Source organism: Sinomicrobium weinanense, from assembly GCF_018863395.1.
Lineage (GTDB): Bacteria > Bacteroidota > Bacteroidia > Flavobacteriales > Flavobacteriaceae > Sinomicrobium > Sinomicrobium weinanense.
This window is the reverse complement of record NZ_JAHKRR010000001.1, coordinates 1133405-1154920: the sequence shown is the minus strand read 5'-3', so window position 1 is coordinate 1154920 and position 21516 is coordinate 1133405. Positions and strand designations below refer to the sequence as shown.

The following is a 21516-nucleotide window of genomic DNA, read 5'->3' as shown; positions in this document are numbered from 1 at the left end:
AACGAATACCGATCACCGACTACCGCCCCACCCGGCATTCCAGGTTCACCGATGTACCCGTGCCGGGGGCAGAACTTATATCCATTTCCCCTTCCAGCAATTCCATTCTGGCTTTTAGATTGGACATACCAAGCCCTCCGGATTTCAGGGTTGTGTCCGGATCAAATCCTTTTCCGTTATCTTCCACGGTAAGGAAAAGTACATCCTTGCTTTGTTGCAGTTGCACCAGTATCTGGGAGGCTTCGGCGTGTTTTACGGCATTGTTTACAAGTTCCTGGATAATACGGTATACAGTGATCTGTGTGTCTTCGGGAATGTCGTTGCCCACATTGATCACCTGGCAGGTCACCGAAATGTCGGGGTGGGCGATCTTGCTGCAAAACTGCTTTACGGCTTCGCCCAATCCCTGGATGTGCAATACCTGGGGCATAAGGCTTTGTGCAATGAAACGCAATTCGTCCACAGCTTCATCGATGTGTTTTACAGCTCCGGAAACAGCTTCTTTTTCAGGTGCTTCCTGCATTTTTCCCAGGGAATTGGACAGGGACAGTTTTATTCCCGAAAGCAGTCCGCCGAGGCCATCGTGAAGATCCTGGGCTATTCTGCTGCGCTCGTGTTCTTCCCCTTTTATCGTAGCAGACAGTAGCGATATTTTGTGCTCCTGTTTCATGGTGTCCATTTCCAGTTGATGTACCCTTTTGTGTTGAGAAATAAGCCTTTTCCCTTTCTTATAATACAGGTAATACAGTATGCTGATGACCAGCAGGGCTATAACGGTGATGAGAAGCAACCATATGCCAAGCCTGTTTCTTACGAGCCTTAACTCTGCAGTTTCTTTTTCGAACTCCAGTTTTGCGATCTGTTTTTCTTTTTGGGAAGTTTCGTACTGTTTGTCCAGCTGGTGCATGGTTTTGGTGATCTCCACCTCGTTAAGGCTGTCCGAGACCTTGATGTATTCTTTGAGATTATAGTACGATTCCGGAAAATGATTGAGTTTAAATTCCAGATCGCCCAGCATTTCCAGGGCGGTCAACTGAAAGCTAACATCCCTGAGATCTCCCCCGAGGCGATAAAATTCTTTGGCAGCGGCCAGGGCCTTTTCATATTTCTCCTGTTCCTGATATGTATTGGCCAGGCCCATAAAGGCAGTGGACATAAAGTGAAAACTTTTAAAATCCCTGGCAATGTCAAGGCCGGTCCGGTACATTTCTTCCGCTTTGCGAAAGTCGTTCTTCTTAAAAGCCAGTTCTCCTTTCAGGTAATATAAAAAAGCCATATGTTCTACAGTATCCCCGCTGGATCTCAAAATATCTTCGGCTTCCTGTAAATAGTGTTCCATGCCCTGTAAGCTGTCCATTTCGCCCAGGCACATGGCAACATCGAGGTGACTTGCACCGGCGTAATAACTATTTCTATCCGACTCATCGTAAGTATGGAGCGCCTGTTTGTAATATTCCAGGGCCCTGGGGTATTGTTTCTTATTGGAAAAGATCTCTCCCAGGTTCCTGTACGTAAAGGCCAGGTTTGCCGTATCGCCAAGTTTGATAAAAACGGGGATGAGCCTGAAATACTGTTCCTGCTGTTTCCTGACATCTCCGTTCACGCCATAGAGTGCCGCAATATTCATCTGAAAATGGGCGCGCTTTTTCCGGGACATCAGGGAGGTATCCTTTTTTAAGACATTTATTGCAGTGTCCATGTATTGCTGAGATTCCTCATACCTGTATAGGTTGTAGTACAACCGGCCCATGTCGGCATAGATACTGGCAGTAAGTACGATATGTTTTTCCCGGTCTACAAGCGATAGTGCTTCCAGGAAATGGTTTTCCGCTTCAATACTGTCGCTCATAGGGAGCCTTTCGGCAATGCGCATCCTGAGGGCAGCCCTGGAACTGTCGGATGTGGCTTTTTGCAGCTCATTTCTGAGGCTGTCAGTTACGGACTGTGCCCGGACGGAGGTGGAAAATGTAAAAAAGAAGATGAATGATAATGATAGGGTAAAGATTTTATGCATAAAATATTTTTTGTTAAATCATAAAGTTAAGGAAATACATCGGTTAAAATAATATTTTTTTGACAGTAAATATGCCTTGTAGGGGAAGATGATACTGGAAGTAAAATGGATAGGGATGCCGTTATCCACGTGTTACGGCATTACCATTTCAGTATTCCATCCAGCAATTCCGAACCCCTGCCATTGTCACTGTCTGTGACCAGGGCAATCCTGATCTTCCGGGGGGAGAGCTGCCGGAGAATGGCTACGGATTCTACCTTTATCTTTAGGGCTTCCTCCTTTTCTGTACTTTCGGAAAGAAGCACGGTATCCGGGCGATAGCCGTCTTTTAACTCGGCGCAGTTTACAATCCCTGTAAAGCTGCCCAGTATTTCCCCGTCGTCGATGGCATTGGGAGTGTCTTCTACGGATGCGGTGAAGAGTATTTTATTTTCGCCTGGAATGGCTGTGGCTCCGGAGAATCCGGCTTCGATACCGTTTATCCGGGGGAGTTCTGCCTGAAAGGCCCGGGGTTCTGGATAATCTGTATTTCCGTCGATGTACCGGAAAAAGGCATTGAGGGAATAATCCAGTATAAGGTTGCTCCCCCGATGGAAGAGATACAATCTGTCTCCGTTGACTGCTGCGGCTTCGATATTGAGTTCGCGGCCTTCGGGGATATGATTGTTCCGGATGCGGTCATAGAGTTTTTCCAGTGAAAAGGTATGTACCTTTTGTTTGGTTTCGGGATCGACCTGTACCATGACATCCCGTTGCGGGGATTTGGAGCCGGAACCAAAAAGAAACAGGTTTTTTCTGCCTTTGTACGTAATGATTTCCAGGGCTTCGAAGTCAGGCTTGTCCGGTTTGGGAATTATACCGTCGGGCCCGGAAAGTGCAGGGTCGGATACAGGTATTTCTGCAATGGGTTCGTAGTTCTGATCGAGTTTAAATAATTTTGGAGTATTGTCCCCGGTGATGTATATACCACTTTCGGTCACGACCATTCCCGAAGCAGAAGGTATTCCCGGCAATGTCTGGCGGTGAAGGAGTTCGAATTCGGGAGATGGGTTTTTACATGCCATGATCACAGTGAATATGATGAAAAAGTAATGCTTTTTATTCGGGGTCATGTCGGGTTAATGAGTTATAAATTGTCCTTTACCGGTTCTTCTGTATTTCCCTTACAGCTTTTTCGATATTTTCGGAGAGGTTGGTCAATCCTATCAGGTGTTGGATAACCAACTGGCTTTCTTCCATTTTTAACTTAAAAGTATCGTCATGGACACCGTTGGAAGCTCTTATTTCCTTTTCGCGTATCGCTTTTAGCTCGGTAAACCGGAGGTTCAGCATTTTTCTGGTCTCCGTGTCCACAGGTATTTTCTGGCCTTCGGTGAGTAAGGCAGCAGCATTGTCCAGGTTCTTGATAATGGCATTGGTAATGGCGTTAAAGGCTTCCGATGCCTTTGTTGTTTTTCGCGACTGTATAAAGGCGCCGAGGGAGGCTGCGGAAGACAATAAAGCGTGGTTGAGTACTACAAGCGTATAAAATTGTCTCAATTGCTTTTGCCTGGACTTGGGTTCCTGGGTCATACGCTGAAAAGAGGCCATCAGGTTGCCTGTTTCAATAAAGGCATGTTTCCGGGCCAGGGGATAGGAAAGTGGGACTTCTCCTTTTTTATTGTAAAAGACAGATATCTCCCGGATATAATCTCTCGTAGCCTTTATGGAATCTTCCAGGAAGGTAGGCAGGCTTAGAAATTCCCACGAAGGCCATAAAAAATGATTGGCACTGAAGGCCAGGACCGTACCGATAAGGGTATCTGTGATCCGGAACAGGATCACATCCTGTATATCCGGGGAAAGCATACCGTAGACAAAGATCACATACAGGGTGATAAAAGTGGCTGCGATCGGGTAATTCCGCTGGGTAAAGGAAAATCCGAGTACCATGCAGGTCATGGCCAAAATACCGAGTATGGTAGTGTTGTGTACTATGGAAATGATACCGAAGGCAATGGCTCCTCCGGCCAGGGTTCCGATAGTACGGTGATAAGAGCGCTGTTTGGTGAGTCCATAACCCGGGCGCATGATCACCACGATGGTGAGCAATATCCAGTAGGTATTCTGTATAGTCAGTATGTTGCCGATAAGGAACCCGGCCAGCACAGTGAGGGTGAGGCGGAGGGAGTGCCGGAATATGGTAGAGGAAAAACTGAGGTTCTGAGTCAGTGTTATAGGCGAATAATGATGTAGTGTAAGCAGTTTTTCCAATTCCCTGTCCCCGCGTTTCAGTTCCTTCGGTTTTACAGCAGGGGTAAAAGTATATTCCACTACCTTGATCTTTTCTACCTGCTTTTCCACATAGTTGAACATATTGATAAGCATCAGTACTTCCTCGGAAGTACCGGAAGACGACAAACCTGCCTCTGCCTCATAGCGGTCTATGGCTTTTTTGAAAGATTCCAGCTCCTTATACGGGCGGTGCTCGGAAGTGTATTTTTTCCCTTTTTCCACACTTTGCCCTAGTTGGTTCAGCAGAGCGGCGAGGTTATAAGCCAGGTGCTGATAAGCGTTTAACACATAAGAATATTTGCCGAATGCCTGGTGTAGTTTTTCGTAATCAAAAGAAGTGGCCATGGCCAGTTCCAGGATCTCCTCCAGTTCTATATGGGCAATGAGCAACCTCCTGTTCTGATTGGAAGAACCGCTCTTGGTCCGGTTGCGTATCAGGGTTTCCCGGAGTTTTTCGTGAATATCGTTGAGCTCTATCTGGAGGGTGAGCAGTTTTTCAGTGATCTTATCCCTGTTGGCATGGGCATCCCACAACTTGCCCCGGAGTTTCAGGTACCTGGCAGTGAGAAGGATACATTCGGCCATCTGGAGTTCTGCATACCTGTAAGGCCTTATGTAATGAAATGTCATGGAAATGCACAGGTAGAACAATCCGCCGGCTATCATCAGTCCGGCGTGTTCGAGAAGGTCCCATCCGGTGTAGCTGTGAGCGAAGGAAAGCGACATAGCCAGCAGGCCGGAAAAGGAGACCAGGGTGGCCCGGTGCCCGTAAACGGCGATCATGGACAGGAAGAATACCAGCAGGATAAGTACGGGATAAAAGATCCAGTGGTTTACCGTAGCCAGGCTGACGATCACGGTGCTCCCGGTAGCGATCAGGTTAGAAGCCAGCATTCCGTTGATCCTGTGGCGCAGGTTGCCCGGAATATCACTGATAAATGTAAACAGTGCTCCCAGGGCTATGGTAAAACCAATGCTGAAAAGATCCAGGTAAGAAAACAGGATAACCGGTGTAGCAGCAGCGATGGCTACTTTAACGGCCCTGATAAAGTCGGTACTTTCTAGGAATTTCTGGAGCTGGCGATTCATATTCCGGTTTGCTGGCTACAAAAGTAAGGATAACGGAAATATTTATTAAGAAAATACGGGGATTTAAAAAGGGTATTCGGTGATCGGTATGCGGTATGATGATATAAGGATGGTGATGAAGTACAAGTGTAGTGCGGAATCAGAAGCGCTTTACCTTTCGTTTGCCGATATGTTTTTATATGCTCGCAACCAGAAAATATTCTCCGCTTGCCGGTAAAAGGTTATCTTTTCTGTCTTTAAAATACATTTCTGTCATATCTTTTGTTGATATGATTTGCAGGCCTTTCAACCCGATATCTTCTGCAAGTTTTACTACTTCATTGATTGATAGAAAACTAAGAAATGGAGTCCCCGATGCTTCGGCTCCTTTATTAGCGATTTCCTGCATCGGTTGGTCTTCTTCGTCGAGCTGGTCCAATGGTAAATAAAATGCAATTGCAATAACCGAACCCGAAACAAGTAAAGTCATTTTCTCAAGTGTGTCCATAATGGCTTCTTTGGTAAGATAAAGGGTAACCCCTGTACAGGAAACAAAGGCTTTTTGGCTGATGTCAAAGTTTTTGTTTAGCAATTCATTCCACCAGGATGAAGTTTCAAAGTCAACTGGAACGAAATGAAGATTGCCCGGAACTTTGTAACCGTTCTGAATAAGTTTTTCTTCTTTCCAGGCCAATGTATCCGGTTGATCAATTTCATAAATATCAACCTGCGGACCGATTTCTGTATTTCGTTGCGCAAAACTGTCAAGTCCGGCCCCCAGCAAAACATACTGCTTTACTCCTTTTTCGATTTGTTCTTTTGCCAGGTCTTCAACAAAACGGGCACGGGCAACAATAGAAGCACGAAGCCGTCTGGTATATTTCATATCAGGACGTTCCTGCCAGTTGTCTTCGGGTTTGATCAGGTCATAACCTATTTTGTCTTCAATGACATAAGGCCTGTCGTCTGCCAAAACGTGTAAAGCTCTCCATAAAGCTGTCCGCAATGCTGTGTTGTCGGGTTGTGCTGTTTTTTTGCTTTGTTTCATATCCGATGACATTAAAGTTACTGTTTTTAAAATGATCAATGCAGCAAAATTAATGTCGGAAAATCAGGATACTCTTTCCATATGGCAAGAAATACTATGTGGTTACAATTTCTTTTCGTATTCTGCTCAATGAGGTATCGGTAATACCTAAATAAGATGCTATGAACTTTAATGGAACTTGCCGGATAATCTGAGGTCTTTCATTTAACAGATTTAAATACCTGTCGGTAGCATTCATTGTCAGCATTTTGATAGAGCGTTTTTTTATGATAAACAAATGACTGGTGGCCCAGGTTCTTCCCCATTCCCGTAACCCTTCTATTTTACCAAGCAATTGCTGAAATAATTGATATTCAATTTTCCAGACTGTTCCGTTTGATAACGCCTGAAAATTTTCCATCGAAGGGCTTCTGTGAAATAAGGAAAAAGACTCTATTAATAATTCTTTTGGGCCATAAAATTCAGTCGTCACTTCATTACCGTCATAATCATAAACAAATGACCTGAACAACCCTTTTTCAATAATATAAAACTCACTGGCAATTTTACCTTCTTCTAAAAGCAAGCTTCCTGACCGTACATCCATTTGGCTATGTGCCTTAGCGATTTCTTCGTAATCTGTTTTCCCGATATGAGGACTGTTATAGATCGTTTGAAAAAAATCTTTTTTCATATCTTCTTATTCAATTGCCTGTTTATTGAATGCAGGAGATATTTTCAAAATACCACCCGCATAATTCCATACCGATCACTGAATATTGATTACCGAATATTGATCACCAAATACCGAACCACCGATTTACAGCCGTTTTCGTATCTCTTTCAGTTCCGATCTGATCTCTTCGGCCCAGGTCCCTAGGTTTTGCGAAGCCATTTCCAGCTGGCCGGAGATCTTACTGATTACCTGCCATATCTCCTGTACGTCCCCGGCATTTGCTTCAATTGCAGGATATTCCCGATTGATAGAGACAAGCTGTAGTTTTTCTCCGGAAACAACGACTTTTTTCACGACCACCGTATCTGGCAGTACTACCACATAGATCAGGTTTTCTTTAATGTCCGACAGCTTTTCTACTGCACGTGCAATGACCCATTCCCCGGAATGCAATACGGGGTGCATGCTGTTGCCTTCTACCTGAAACCCCCGGTGCGAGGCATTGCGGTATTCGGGCAGGGGCAGGTCAAAGGCGGGGAGGGTATCATACCACTGCGGGTCCTGCAGGTTATGTGCATACCCGGCGGAGGCCCTGACATTTACCAGTACGATATTTTCGTTTTCCGACGAATTTAAGGTCACTACTTTGGGAAGTATACTTTGTTCCGTACTCCGCAGATACTTCTGTTCGCTTTTCCCGAACAGCCACAGCGGATTGATCCCGAACTGTTCGAGCAATGCGGCGACCACTTCCCCGGATATCCTGGTCTTTCCCCTTTCGATATCTGCCGTGGAATTTTTGATACCCAGGCGCTCGGCAAAAGCCTGTTGCGTCAGGTTCAGTTCCTGCCGGAGCATTTTAAAGTGCCGTATTTCGGTATTTAAGTTTTTGGACATAAGACAAATATAGGCTTTAATTTGGAAAAATTCCAAAAAAACACCGGATCATTTCCTTTTGTATGGAAAAATTCCATATTTTTGGAAAAATTCCTGATATATGAACCGGACTATCCTTCACCTGGACCTGGACACGTTTTTTGTTTCCGTAGAGCGGTTGTTAGACAGCCGCTTGGAAGGACAGCCTTTGCTGGTAGGAGGGATCAGTGACCGCGGAGTGGTAGCTGCGTGTAGTTATGAGACCCGGGCCTTTGGTATACACAGCGGTATGCCGATGAAACTGGCGAAGGAGTTGTGCCAGGACGCTAAGGTCATTAAGGGAGACGCCGCGACATATACCAGGTATTCCGAGGCCGTCACCGAATTGATCCGGGAAAACGTGCCCCTGTTCGAAAAGTCCAGTATAGATGAGTTCTATGCCGACCTTTCGGGTATGGACCGTTTTTTCGGTACTTATCGCTATGCTTCCGAGCTCCGGCAGAAGATCATCCGGGAAACCGGATTGCCGATATCCTTCGGGCTTTCTGTGAACAAGGTGGTTTCTAAAGTAGCCACCAACGAAGCCAAGCCCAATAACCAGATCAGGATAGCGTTCGGACGGGAAAAACCTTTTTTAGCCCCATTGTCAATAAGGAAACTTCCCATGATAGGTGACAAGACCTACCTGACCCTGCGCAACCTCGGCATAAAGCAGGTAAGGACCCTTCAGGAAATGCCGGGGGAAATGCTGTACCGCGTGCTGGGCCGTAACGGACTGACCATCTGGGAGCGGGCAAACGGGATAGACAAGACCCCGGTAATTCCTTTTTCCGAACGAAAATCCATTTCCACAGAGCGGACTTTTGACCGGGATACCATAGATGTGCACCGGCTCCGGTCGCTGCTGACCGCCATGACGGAAAACCTGGCCTTTCAGCTTCGGAAAGGAGAAAAACTTACGGCCTGTATCAGTGTAAAGATCAGGTATTCCGATTTTCAGACCTATTCCAAACAAATGAAAATCCCCTACACCAGTGCCGACCATATCCTTATCCCCAGGATACTGGAACTGTTCCACCGGCTGTATAACCGAAGGCTGCTTGTACGCCTTATCGGGGTGAAGTTCAGCCACCTGGTGCACGGCAACTATCAGATCAACCTGTTTGAAGATACCGAAGAGACCATCCGCCTGTACCAGGCTATGGACAAGATCCGCCTGCGGTATGGCGACCGCAGCATTACCCGGGCCGCGGCCATGGGAGTAAAGACCATAGGGAGAATGACCAATCCCTTTAACGGACAACCTCCAACCATTTTAGCACATAGAAAACAGTAATGTATTTAAATTGCCACACCTATTACAGCCTGCGCTTCGGTACTTTTTCCGAAGTGGAACTCCTGGAACTGGCCCGTGAAAACCACGTTGCACAACTGGCCCTGACCGATATCAACAATACCTCGGCCTGCCTTAATTTTATCCGTAAGGCAGAAAGTATGGATGTGAAGCCCATTGTGGGCGTGGATTTCAGGAACGGCACAGATCAGCAGTTTGTAGGTATAGCCAAAGACAATACGGGCTATGCCGCACTCAATAGTTTTCTGTCCGAACACCTGCACGAAGGCAGGGATTTTCCCGGCCGCCCCCCGGCCATTCCGCATACCGTTATTATTTATCCCCTGGAAAAGGCAGCACAACACCAGTTTAAAGATCTCGGGGAAAACGAATACATAGGGATCTCTGTCAATGACCTGCGAAAGCTGCCCCTGTCTGTATACCGGAATCAGCAGAACAAGCTGGTGGTCCTTCAACCTGTGACTTTCCGGAACAGGAGGGACTTTAACGCCCACAAACTGCTTCGGGCCATAGACAAGAATATTTTGCTCAGTAAATTGTCTCCCGAAGATACCGCTCCGGAAGACGAAAAAATGTATCCCCCGGAAAACCTGTACAAGGCTTTCGATCAGTATCATTTTATCCTGGAAAATACGGCCCGGTTGATGAAGGAATGCCATGTGACCTTCGATTTTTCTGCGGCCAAACAGAGCAGTAACCAGCAAACTTACACCGGGGATAAGGCCCGGGACGAAGCATATCTCCTGGAATGCTGCATGAAAAACATCCACTACCGCTACCCGGACAACCAGGATATGGCCCTGGAACGCCTGCAGAGGGAGCTGGAACTCATCAGGCAAAAGGATTTTGTCTCTTATTTCCTGATCAATTATGACATTGTAACCTATGCCAAACAACAAGGGTTCTTTCACGTGGGCAGGGGCAGCGGAGCCAACAGCATCGTGGCCTATCTGCTGGGCATTACCGATGTGGACCCCCTGGAGCTGGATTTGTATTTCGAACGTTTTATGAACCTGTTCCGGAGTACACCGCCCGATTTTGATATCGACTTCTCCTGGAGAGACCGGGACGATGTTACCCGGTATATTTTTGAACGTTTTTCCAATGTAGCTCTGTTGGGCACCTATGTTACCTTTAATTATAAAGGAGTAGTGCGGGAACTGGGAAAGGTCTTCGGCTTGCCCAAGGAAGATATCGACCGCCTGAGTGAAGGCCATTACAACCTTCACGACCTGGACCAGCCTTCGCAACTGGTTTTAAAGTACGGGAAACTCATCCAGGGGATGCCCAACTATATCAGCGTACATGCCAGTGGTATCCTTATCAGTGAAGTGCCCTTAAACACTTTTTCCGCCACCTTTTTGCCCCCCAAGGGATATCCTACCGTACAGTTTGATATGCATATTGCCGAGGACGTAGGGCTGTACAAGTTCGATATACTGGGCCAGCGCGGACTGGCCAAGATCAAGGAGGCCCTGGAGATTATCCGGTATAACCGTCCGGAAGCCGAAGTCCCCGATATCCACGATGTAAACCGTTTTAAAAAAGACCCGAAAATACACGCCATGCTGGAGAGTGCACAGTGTATGGGCTGCTTTTATGTAGAATCGCCTGCCATGCGGATGCTGCTCAAAAAATTGCAGGTAGACAATTACCTGGGATTGGTGGCGGCCAGTTCCATTATCCGTCCCGGAGTGGCCAAAAGCGGGATGATGCGGGAATATATCCTCCGGCACCAGGATCCCGAACGGGTACAACAGGCACATCCCGTACTGCTGAAGATCATGCCCGAGACTTATGGCGTCATGGTCTATCAGGAAGACGTGATTAAAGTAGCTCACCATTTTGCAGGGCTTACCCTGGCCGAAGCTGATGTATTGCGAAGGGGAATGAGCGGAAAGTTCCGTTCACGGGCAGAATTCGGGGAGGTCGAAGCCAGGTTTATTGCCAACTGCAGGCAAAAGGGATATGACGATGAAGTGATCCTGGAGGTGTGGAAACAGATAGAAAGTTTTGCGGGGTATGCCTTTGCCAAAGGGCATTCCGCTTCCTATGCCATAGAAAGTTACCAGAGCCTGTTTCTCAGGGCTTATTACCCGCTGGAATTTATGGTAGCCGTGCTGAACAACGGAGGCGGCTTCTACCGCCCGGAGATCTATATACACGAAGCCCGGATGCTGGGGGCCGTAGTTCACGTACCCTGTATTAACAGCAGCCGTATGGAGACCCGGATATCCGGAAAAGACATTTATCTCGGTTTCGGGTATCTGAAAGAGCTCGAAGACCGGGTTTGTTACCGGATCCTGAAAGAACGCGACAGCAACGGCCTGTTTGCCTCCCTGGAAGATTTTATAAACAGGGTGCCCATAAGTGTGGAGCAGCTGGCCATACTCATACGCGTTGGTGCTTTCCGGTTTACAGGGACAGATAAGTACGAACTGCTGTGGCAGGCACATCTGAGACAAGGTGTGGTCCCCGGGGAAGAATCCCAGTACCAGATGTTCAGGACGCAACAAAAAGAGTTTGCAGTCCCGGCATTGCAAACCACCGGGCTGGAAGCTGCGTTTGACCAGTTGGAGCTGCTTGGGTTCTGCCTGTGCAGCCCTTTCGAACTGTTGCAGGAAAGGCCGCGGAGCCACAAAGGTGCCCAGGACCTGAAATACAGCCAGGACAGGTATATCGATATTTACGGCTATCTCGTGGCGATAAAAAAGACACAGACCCACCGCGGGAAGGAAATGTTCTTTGCCACCTTTATCGATTGTTACGGAGAGGTATTCGATACCGTTCTTTTCCCTCCGGTGGCACATAAAAACAAATTCAGGGGGAAAGGTATATACCGCATGTACGGAAAGGTAGTCAATGAGTTCGGTTTTTTCAGTATAGAAGTGGTAAAGATGAGAAAAGAAGATTATATCCAGGACCCCAGGTTTGAAAGTTAGACAGTCTCGTAGTCCGGATCAATGATTTTTGAGTATCCGGATTTCCCCTTTTGTTACCCGGTTTGAAAAATGAAAATAAGGTTAACCTTATGTGAAGTTTATGTATGATATAGTGTATTGTTGAGGTACCCGGGAGGCATTTTACACCCCGATCCTTTACGGATATTTTTTGTATTCCGGGTACTTCATTTATAACAAAACAAGGGAGAATCCGGGGCATGGACAGAGTTTAAAAAGTAACATTCCGTTAACAATAACAGAACGGCCGGCCCACGGCATATTTCTAAATTAGAGCTGCAATTTTTGTTCAGAAGATGGCAGCCAAAAACGAAATCTTTTTCCGGAAACTGTTCGACGAAACTCACGGCAAGGCTTTTAATTTTTTAAAGGCCCTGAGCAGGGATGAGAATGTGGCGCGCGAGATCACCCAGACTTCCTTTATAAAAATATGGAAACATATAGACAAATTCAAAGATCACCCTAATCCGAAGGCCCTGGTCTATGTTACGGTAAAAAACACCTTTCTGGACGAAATGCGCAAACAAAACCGGTTGAACGCCCTGCTGACCTCTATGGAAGAGAACGAACACCTCCATCATACCATAGCCGATACTTCGGGAGACAGCCCGGTTGCCGGAGAAGCCTTTGCGGCAGTACACTCTGCCATAAAAAAACTCCCGGAACACATACAGCGTATTTACACACTATATCAGTTCGAAGAATTAAGCCCCGTCGAAATAGCCGACACCCTGCAACTGTCCGTGACTACCATAAGGACCAATATAGAGACCGCCAAACTCTTTCTGAGGCGCGAACTTAAAAAATTCCGGAATTAGAGCTAGGTACCGGTTTCGGGTTGCCAGTTTCGGGTTGCTGGTTTGCATGCCTGAATAAAGTTACCTTTTTCAGAAGAAGCTCTTTAGCATAACATTTTAAACCTGTAACCGGCAACTGGTAACTGGCAACCCTATTAACCCTAACTTCATTTCCCCATAACATTAATTTCATTTTTCAGAGGTCTTCATATCGTTCTACAAGTGAATTAAGAAGACCAATGGATTTAAAACTCTTTAAAAAATACCGGGAAGGAAAGTGCTCCGGCGAAGAGGCGGCGGAAGTGGAAAAGTTTCTTTGCGAAAAGCCGGAAGAAACCGACCGGCTGCTGCAAAAAGAATGGGACAATGCTCCGGAGTTGGTAACGCAGGAAGATTCCCGGGCTGTCCGGGACGTTGTTTTTAGCGCGATACGGGAAGAGACCGGGGGAGTAAAAAGCCTTTTAAGCCCCAAAATTAAAAGATCGTTGATACTGGCTGCCTCCATACTATTGTTCCTGGCAGGAGGGAGCGCAGTATACCTGCTGCAACAAAACCGTGCGGAGCAATGGACCGTAGTGAATAACACCAGGCCTGCTGCAAGGGAAATACATCTGGAAGACGGAACGGTCATATGGCTCAAGCCGGGATCATCCGTTTCCTATTCCGACCGGTTCGGGAAAGAAAAAAGGAATGTAAAACTAAAGGGAGAGGCTTATTTCGATGTAGCCCGGGATACCCTCAGGCCTTTTGAGGTGCTGACAGATGACATTACCACGAGGGTCCTCGGTACCATGTTTAACATTAAGGCCTATCCGTTCGAGGAGAACATCCAGGTTGTCCTTACCGAAGGCTCTGTTCAGGTGATCCTGAAAGACAAAGAAAAGAACAAAGAAAGGGAACTAGCCAAAATGCGCCCCGGTGAGCTGTTGAACTTTGACAAGATCAACAATAACACCAGCATAGAAACCATACAAAACACCAGGGAAAGTCTCTACAAAGGAAACAAGCTGGTGTTTCATAACACCACCATAGCAGAAGCTCTGACCAGGATATCCAGGGTATATCACATAGCAATAGATATGAGTGCCCTGTCATCCGAAGACCGGGCGAAACACGTTTCCGGTTTTTTTCATAACACTTCGCCCGTAGATGCCATGCAGAAAATATTGTTTATCCATCATATGAAACTGGAACAGGGAGAGGGAAAACTACTTGTTAAAAAGAAAGATTAACGCATAAAAAAAGCGTTGCGGCCAACAACGCTTTTATAAAGTATGCAAAGAAAAATAATATAAGGATCGATCGCAAAATCAATAATTATTAATTAATCCATACATACCGATAATACATGAAAGCCAAAATTAAGGAATACTGTTTAATTACAAACAGGTATTTGGGAAAAGTCTGCCTTTTATTTTTTACATGTACACAGCTGTTAAATGCCCGCATTACGCCTGTCGCCGGGATTATTCCATATGGTCAGGAATCCGGACAGAGCCTGAAAGTATTTATGGAAAGACTGATAGAAGAGACAGACTATAATTTTCTGTTCGATGAATCTCAATTAGAAAATGCCACATTAAAGAAAGATATAAACATTGGTAACAGGCCTATAAAGGATATCCTTCGTGATATTGACAGGCAGGTCCCCTTAGAATACAGTATAGAGGGGAAAAACGTGTCCCTACGCCTTGTACCACGGGCTCAGCAGCAAAAAAAGGGAAGGCTCAACGGGCATGTCTATGACGATCAGAACGCACCGCTCCCCGGAGCCAATATGATCATCGAGGGCAGGCCGTTGGGAACCTCTACCGGGTTTGACGGGGATTACGATATACAACTGCTTCCCGGAACCTATACCGTGAGGGTGAGCTACATATCCTTCGCCACACAGCGCGTCACCGATGTGGTAGTCGAAGCCGGAAAAACCACAACGCTCGACATTGTACTGCAACCCTCCAGCGAAACCCTGGAGGAGGTGGTGGTCACAGCTCAATATGACCGCAGGGCAAACAACGTAGCAGCACTGAATGCCATCCGTAAAAACGAGGTCACCGCCATAGACGGGATCACGGCAGAACAGATAGCCCGGACCCCGGACAACGATGTGGCCCAGGTGCTTACCCGTGTTACCGGGCTCCATGTACAGGACAATAAATATGTAGTGGTACGCGGGGTTTCCGAACGCTATAATAATGTGGCCATGAACAATGCCCTGATGCCCAGTACCGAAGCCAACCGCAGGAACTATGCCTTTGATATTATTCCCAGCAACCTGGTAGAAAGCGTTATTGTTCACAAAACGGCAAGCCCTGACCTGCCGGGAGAATTTACCGGTGGTTATGTCAATGTAAATACGGTAGAGATCCCCAGCGAAGATTTTTTAACGATAAAGATCGGAACAGGCGGCAATAAAAATACCTTCGATGATTTTTATTCCCTGCCGCGCTTTAAGAACGATTACCTGGGGCTGTTAAGTTCCGACAGCAAGTTGCCTGTATTGGCCCATGAGTTAAGGAAGTCTGCCAGGGCCGGGGTCAATGAAAACGAACTGGTGCCGCTTTCCCGGCAAATGCCCGGCAACGACCGTTTCCGGATCAGCCGTTATACGCAGCAACCTACCCAGGATTATGCTATTAGCCTGGGGAAGACCATCGACCTTGCCGGCGATGACCGCCTGGGCATGACCGCAGCCCTGACCTATCGCAATGAACAGACCAAACAGGCTTATTTTGAAGAAGAACCGGGCAGCAGATTTATTACCGGGGGAGACCGTTATAATTTCCTGACCCGCCTGGGCGGGGTGCTCAATGCCACTTATGCCTTTGACACCCATAAGATAAGCCTTAAAAATACCTTCTACCAAAAGCTGGAAACGGAAAATACCATTTATAACGGGATAAACCTGTACGAAGGCTGGCCGGTTACAGGGGTAGCAGAAGAGCGGATCGTCAATAGTTTCGGACAGAGTACATTAAAAGGAGAACATAGCCTGGGGCAACGAAATGCCAAACTGGGCTGGGACCTTGGGATCGCCGGTTATACCCGGAATCAGCCTAACAATATACAATATGAAGGGCGAAGTTATTCTACCTCGTTTAGCAGCGCTGACAGGGAGCTTGTTTTTCAGGAATTCCGAAATTCTCACCCTCCCTATGATTCGTATGTGACCAACAGGCAGATCGAAAGTCCGAAGGACTATTACAGCAAGTACGGGGAAAAGCGGTATACGGCTGGACTAAACCTGGAAATACCGCTTTCGGCCACTCATAATAAGAACAAATTATCAGCCGGTTATTCCGGAAGTATACGAAAAACCGATTTTGATCAGTTCAGGTACGTGATCAGTCCGCATGGGGAAACCGGGACCCGTCTTTCTGATTTTGCTGGGCTTCCCATTTATAGGATATTGAACCAGAATGCTTTTGACGAAGAATTGTTCCACTATTACCCGCAATCTGTCGGAGTAGGCGGAATAAATGGCCTGGGCAATGGCTATGAGGGATCGCAGGACCTGCATGCGGGCTACCTGTCTTTGGATGCCTACCTGTTCGGCAAGCTGCATTTTTCCGGAGGGCTTCGGGTAGAATATAACGATATGAGAACCGATACCGGGATCAGGGAGACGAAAAAAAATGAAGATACAGGAGAGGTGACCATAAGTGAAGAGCCCGAATCCTATACGATATATGAAACAGACCTCCTGCCTTCGGCCAATCTTATTTACGAGGTTACGCCACAGATGAATGCCCGGGCTTCCTATTTCAGGTCCCTGGCAAGGCCGGAGTTTACAGAACTGGGCAAATACACCTATTACGATTATAATTTGCGTACCGTGGTCGTTTCAGGTTACGGTATTACAGATGAAGAAGGCAATGAAAAGCTCCTGGAGCAAACTACCGTAGATAACTTTGAACTTCGATGGGAATTTTATCCCACTCCCGAAGAATCTTTTTCGGTTTCCGGTTTTTACAAGGATTTTGACAAGCCCATTGAACTACAGTTAGATAACAACAGCGGAGGTGGAACCACACCTTTAAGGGCAAGTTTCTATAATCTGAAACGGGCCACGAATTATGGGGTGGAGATCGATTTCAGGAAATCCTTCGCTTTCCTGAACTCTACCTTTGGGGAGAACCTGTACCTGTTTGGCAATGCATCCCTGATATGGTCCGACATTTACTATGATCGGGAACAGGTCCCCGTAGATACCGGAGAGACCGATGAGGAAGGAAACCCCATATATAAGCTGACCGTGGTTGAGGAAAACAGGCCGCTATACGGGCAGGCTCCCTATATTGTGAACGGGGGTTTACAATATACGGGTGCACACTTTGGCTTTACCGCCAGTTATAACCGGGTAGGGTCCCGTATCGTATTGCCCAGCGGAGACCCTTTTTATCACGAATACGAAAAGCCGCGCGATGTATTGGACCTCCAGTTTCGCTATGCCTTTTTAAAGGACAATCGTGCGGAGATCAAACTGAACCTTGCCGATATTTTTAACAATCCCATTATCCGCTATTATAACAATATAGACCCGAAAACCAAGCAGAACAGGGTTAAAATAGCCCCGAACCCGGACGGGGAAGGGCATAGTTTAAGCATACCGTTGCATGACCCCAGTGGAAAGAATTACGATCCCAGGTACGACCTGGTACGCCGCAGATACGACCGCCAGCGGAGCTTTACCCTAAGTTTTAAATACACCTTTTAGAAAAGTGCCTATTAGTTTTAAGTGATCTATAAATAACAACCTTAAAAACAAATCCTATGAAAACCAGATTTAGCTTACTTGCTATGTCCGTGGCCGTGCTGCTGACAAGCTGCTCTAAAGAAGACCCGATCGAAGAAAGCGATCCGACCCTTAATGCGGAATTTGCAACACTTTCCGTAGGTGTGGACAACAGGAGCTGGCCTTCCGCCACCGGGACCATTTCCGGTTTAATAAATACCAATACCACCCTGACCAATGACAAGGTGTGGTTTATAGACGGACCTACATATGTAGCTAACGGTGTTACCCTTACCGTAGAAAAAAATACCCTGGTGAAGTGGAAGACAGAACCTACAAGCGGAAGCGCCTCCTATCTTTTGGTTGAAAAAGGAGGCAGGCTGGTAGCCGACGGAGAAAACCCTGCGGAATCTATTGTATTTACTTCCGATCAGGCTAAGGGAAACAGGGCTGCCGGAGACTGGGGAGGTATTATACTGTTGGGCGATGCACCTACCAATCAACCAAATACAGAAGAGATAGAGGGGATTTTGGATGAGGATATCCCTAACGGCGTAAGTATAACATTCGGAGGTTCCAATCCGGGGCATAACGCGGGAACCCTGCGTTACGTACGTATCGAGTATGCCGGGCGAGACCTCGGCGGAGGTAACGAGATCAACGGTCTTACCTTAGGAGGTGTAGGTCACGGAACTACCCTGGAAAACATCCAGGTATCTTTCGGTAAGGACGACGGTTTTGAGTTTTTCGGAGGAACCGTCAATGCCAAAAACCTCATAGCCTTCGGTAATGCCGATGATGATTTTGATTTTGACTTTGGATATTCCGGGCAGATCCAATTTGCCGTGGCCAAAAAAGTTCCGGGAGTGGTTTTTTCCGGAGACCCCAATGGAATAGAGTGCGACAATGACGGTAATGGTAGTAGTAGAAACCCGATAACCCGCCCGGTACTGTCTAACGTTACCATTCTCGGTATGGAAACCGGGGGTGCTGCAACCCCGCTTTTAAATGGCAATCACTGGAGGAGAAATACATCGTTTGTGTTCCGGAATTCCATCATCGCAGGATATGATACCGGAGTTCATTTTAATGGAACAGACGGAAAACTGGGATCGGGAGGTACAGCCGAATTCAGGAACAACCTGGTACACGCTTTTACCACTCCTGTATCGCCGTCCTCTGCCACCGGTGAGCCTAATTACATGGATAACACTACAAATACCGGAAATTCGAATTTTATGAACCTGACAGATCCCTACAATACTTCCAGCCCGGATTACGGCCTGGCAAGCCCTTTTCCTGCTTTCGGGACCAGTTATGCAGGCCTTTCGAGCTTTTTTGTTCCGGTAGATTACAAAGGAGCATTTGGAGCCAGTGCTTCCGGTCGATGGGATGACAATTGGGCGTCCTATCAACCTAACAACAACCCGTATTAATTATTTACTTTGAAGAACGCTTGAAAATAATAGGGAAGAAGTACGGCTGTTACCGCCGTACTTCTTTATAAATAATGGTTGAAAGGAGAACAGCTTTAATAAAGAAAAATATAAACCAACAGACCTATGAAAATTAAACATACAAAACAAATAAAAAACATCAGATACTGGATATCGTGCCTTGTATTTGCTGGAATATTTTCTGGTTGTGACACCGAAGGAGACCTGGTCGGGGAAGAGACATATGTAACTGTCCGGAATTTCAATTTCACCAAGATAGGAGACAGCGAAAACGAACTGGGCTTTTATATCAACGGAGACTCTTTGCGGTCATCTGGAAATTATTATCCCGAGGGAACAGAATTAAATATAGAGTTAAAGAAAAAGAAAAGCGGAGAAGTATTGCTGGATAGTACAAGAACCGCCGTTTTTGGCGAAGATATAGTAATAACCGCTTTTTATACGGGAGATATTGTAATCCCAATGGAACCATTAACGGACAAAGAGAGAGAACCCGCCCCTGAAGGTTATAAGAAGGTCCGGTTTATCAATTTTATTAAAAATGATAAGAACGTTCTGGAAGGCAAAAACCTGAGGTTTGAAGTGTATGGAATATATAATACGGAATTAAATGCAGCCAACTTTTATAATGAAGCCATGACCGAAGAACCTGTATATATTATTGAAAATATTTCTCCGGATGATTTCACTTCTTTTATTAACATTCCGGAACTGGAAACTATCAGTGTGGAGGTCGGACAGGAATTAAAAGCCACTGCGGGCAAAATATTCGATGCCGATAGCGGGGAACTGCTTTCCGATGTATATGCAGAGGAAGGAGAACTTTTTCCCGGGTTCCCTTCTTTTGGAATGGGCATAGTGATCCGGGGAGAGAGAAATGTCGGAAATCTGAACAGCAGTACAGGAGGTACTGTAGACTACGATGTAACGACATTTCAACTTTTTCAGGACGACTATGGAGGGTATAAACAACGGTATATTGAGAGTTTAAGTGAGTGATTATAACCTTCCATCCCTGAACTTAACCTTTCTTTTGCCCGGAAGTATACCTGTACAAAAACATTAAAAAAATTGTTAACTTAGTTGAATTAAGCTGCCGGGATACATCCCGGGAAAATTCAACAAGTGAAAAGGGGGCTGCAACTCAAACTTAAACAATTATTGGCCATTGTCATAGCCTGGATGGTCCTGGGCTTTATTATTGCAGTTTACGACCACCTGATCCTGCATACCAGGACTTCCCTGGGCCCCACGGCAGATTATTCGTTTGCCATTTCTGTAATGCGTAATGTAGGAGGCGGGCTTATAGGGGCATTGATCGGAGGGAGTTTGCTGGTCTTTTATATCAATGTAAAATACCGTGATAAACCCTACTGGTATACCATCCTGTTTGTAAGTGTTACTTTTGTTTGTATCATTGCCCTTATTACGTTTATCATGGCAGCGATCATTGTGCCTTTCCAGACCGGGAGGCCTTTGTATGATCCTGTTTCCAGAGAAGCGTTTTACGACTTTGTCACGGACAGCTACCCGGTAAAGAACGGGATGGTATGGTCGTTTATCGTGGTGATGACCCAGCTGCTCCTCCAGATGAACAGCAAATATGGCCCCGATACTTTCTGGAATATCATCATGGGAAAATACAATACGCCCAAAACGGAAAAAAGGATATTTATGTTCCTGGACCTGAACTCTTCTACGGCCATAGCCGAACGTTTGGGCAACGAAGCCTACCACGCCCTGCTCAAGGATTTTTTTGCGGACATCACCGACCCTATCCTGGAAAACCACGGAAACATCTATCAGTATGTGGGAGATGAGGTGGTTGTGGTATGGAAGTTCAAAGAAGGTGTGGAAAACCTTCAGTGCATCCGGTGTTTTTCTGAAATGAAAAAACATATAGATCAGAAAAAAGACAAATATATACGACGTTATGGTATAGTACCTTCCTTTAAGGCAGGCATACATTGCGGCAGGGTAGTGGCCGGAGAGATCGGAGTGGTAAAACGCGACATTACCTATTCCGGAGATGTGCTGAACACTACCTCCCGTATCCTGGGAATGTGCACCAAGTACCGGGAAGAGGTCATAGCCACATCCGACCTGTTTTCCGAACTGGATTTCGAAAATAACTTTACTATCCGTCACCTCGGAGCTATTAAACTGAAAGGTAAGGAACAGGAAGTTTTGCTTGTGGCGGTGAAGTTGGTGGTTTAGTTTTAAGGGCGGTTGCCGGTTCCCAGTTTCCGGTTGCTGCAGGTTGTAATACTGATCAACC

Annotated in this window: 14 protein-coding genes; 8 read left to right on the top strand and 6 right to left on the bottom strand. The window is 46.4% G+C overall.

Annotated features, from left to right (window positions below; all coding sequences use genetic code 11):
• Nucleotides 1-19: 19 nt before the first annotated feature.
• The 6 genes from KN811_RS04985 to KN811_RS04960 all read right to left on the bottom strand — a co-directional run bounded on the left by KN811_RS04985 (nt 20) and on the right by KN811_RS04960 (nt 7956).
• On the bottom strand, nt 20-2014 hold the full coding sequence (locus KN811_RS04985; protein WP_187967008.1) for a tetratricopeptide repeat-containing sensor histidine kinase: 1995 nt from the start codon (nt 2012-2014) through the stop codon (nt 20-22).
• 140 nt (nt 2015-2154) lie between these two features.
• Complete coding sequence (locus KN811_RS04980) at nt 2155-3078, bottom strand: DUF6929 family protein (protein ID WP_216334688.1); 924 nt, start codon at nt 3076-3078, stop codon at nt 2155-2157.
• 76 nt (nt 3079-3154) lie between these two features.
• On the bottom strand, nt 3155-5377 hold the full coding sequence (locus KN811_RS04975) for an FUSC family protein (RefSeq protein ID WP_187967006.1): 2223 nt from the start codon (nt 5375-5377) through the stop codon (nt 3155-3157).
• Nucleotides 5378-5552: 175 nt separating this feature from the next.
• Nucleotides 5553-6404, bottom strand: a complete 852-nt coding sequence (locus tag KN811_RS04970) for a class I SAM-dependent methyltransferase (RefSeq protein WP_187967005.1) — start codon at nt 6402-6404, stop codon at nt 5553-5555.
• Nucleotides 6405-6498: 94 nt separating this feature from the next.
• Entirely contained in the window at nt 6499-7077 is a 579-nt protein-coding gene (locus KN811_RS04965) for a Crp/Fnr family transcriptional regulator (protein WP_187967004.1), read from the bottom strand.
• Between the two features lie 126 nt (nt 7078-7203).
• The gene (locus tag KN811_RS04960; protein WP_187967003.1) at nt 7204-7956 is read right to left on the bottom strand and encodes an XRE family transcriptional regulator; all 753 of its coding nucleotides are present in this window, start codon (nt 7954-7956) and stop codon (nt 7204-7206) included.
• Nucleotides 7957-8056: 100 nt separating this feature from the next.
• Between KN811_RS04960 and KN811_RS04955 the strand changes: the two genes are divergently transcribed.
• The 8 genes from KN811_RS04955 (at nt 8057) to KN811_RS22000 (ending at nt 21455) form a co-directional block, all read left to right on the top strand.
• Nucleotides 8057-9271 carry a DNA polymerase Y family protein gene (locus KN811_RS04955; RefSeq protein ID WP_216334687.1) on the top strand — a complete coding sequence of 405 codons (1215 nt, stop codon included), beginning with the start codon at nt 8057-8059 and terminating at the stop codon, nt 9269-9271.
• Complete coding sequence (locus tag KN811_RS04950) at nt 9271-12231, top strand: DNA polymerase III subunit alpha (protein WP_187966326.1); 2961 nt, start codon at nt 9271-9273, stop codon at nt 12229-12231. Before KN811_RS04955 ends, KN811_RS04950 begins: the two co-directional genes overlap by 1 nt.
• Nucleotides 12232-12545: 314 nt before the next feature.
• A complete protein-coding gene (locus KN811_RS04945) occupies nt 12546-13067 on the top strand; it encodes an RNA polymerase sigma factor (RefSeq protein ID WP_187966327.1) in 522 nt (173 codons plus the stop codon).
• A gap of 218 nt (nt 13068-13285) precedes the next feature.
• The gene (locus KN811_RS04940) at nt 13286-14278 is read left to right on the top strand and encodes a FecR family protein (RefSeq protein ID WP_187966328.1); all 993 of its coding nucleotides are present in this window, start codon (nt 13286-13288) and stop codon (nt 14276-14278) included.
• Nucleotides 14279-14556: 278 nt separating this feature from the next.
• Nucleotides 14557-17763, top strand: coding sequence for a TonB-dependent receptor (locus tag KN811_RS04935; protein WP_187966329.1), 3207 nt, complete (start codon nt 14557-14559; stop codon nt 17761-17763).
• A 56-nt stretch (nt 17764-17819) separates the two neighbouring features.
• Complete coding sequence (locus tag KN811_RS04930; RefSeq protein ID WP_187966330.1) at nt 17820-19217, top strand: hypothetical protein; 1398 nt, start codon at nt 17820-17822, stop codon at nt 19215-19217.
• Between the two features lie 126 nt (nt 19218-19343).
• Nucleotides 19344-20237: a hypothetical protein gene (locus KN811_RS04925; protein ID WP_187966331.1), complete on the top strand. Its 894-nt coding sequence runs from the start codon at nt 19344-19346 to the stop codon at nt 20235-20237.
• Between the two features lie 126 nt (nt 20238-20363).
• Nucleotides 20364-21455 (top strand): adenylate/guanylate cyclase domain-containing protein, encoded by a 1092-nt coding sequence (locus tag KN811_RS22000; RefSeq protein ID WP_187966332.1) that lies wholly within the window; start codon nt 20364-20366, stop codon nt 21453-21455.
• Nucleotides 21456-21516 lie beyond the last annotated feature (61 nt).